Consider the following 634-nt stretch of genomic DNA (forward strand, 5'->3'; position numbering starts at 1 on the left):
TTTTCCTAGATTTAGTTAGGAAATAATCATGTCACATTTGAAGGTTATTGGTATGTGCGGTTAATTGAGCGCTTACATACAAGCTAAGACTGCGGCTTCATCGAGCAGCGCTTGGGATTTAAACCGCCCTTCCCAGAATCTGCCTGTGCACTTATCTTCTTTATTGGCCATTCGAGCAATCGGCTCACTCAAGGAGCGCATAAACCAACTGATATCGACCAAGCGTTGTCTGTACTGGGTTATGCAATCATTCACTGTGTTAAGTTCAAATTCGTTTAGGTCTTCACCCTTAACAAACTTCTGCGTCAGTAACGTCCCCTTAAAGCCTTTGTGCCACTGCATAAGCACGTCTTTATCTGACCAAATTTTAGCTTTGTCGCCATCGACTTTAATCACCACATGCAAATGATTACTCATCACTGCATAGGCACAGATATCAATGGCAAAGATGGTGGCAAGTTCCAGTATACGAGAATCAACCCATGTACGCCGATGCTCAAAGTCCTCACCTGTTGAATTATCAATCCCACACAAAAAGGCTTTACGCACTACCCGTGAGCAACAGTGATAATAAGGCGTGTCATCTAAGCTAACAATTGTTTGTCTTGGTCTGGCCATCTTTAATTACCATTTT

General features: G+C 42.6%; 1 pseudogene. It reads right to left on the minus strand.

Annotated features, from left to right (window positions below):
• Positions 1 to 75: 75 nt before the first annotated feature.
• A pseudogene (locus AAEY93_RS20340) lies at positions 76 to 618 on the minus strand (transposase); the annotation flags it as partial.
• Between the last annotated feature and the right edge of the window lie 16 nt (positions 619 to 634).

Origin of the sequence: Shewanella sp. CAL98-MNA-CIBAN-0140, from assembly GCF_040309905.1 — a bacterium.
Lineage (GTDB): Bacteria > Pseudomonadota > Gammaproteobacteria > Enterobacterales > Shewanellaceae > Shewanella > Shewanella psychromarinicola.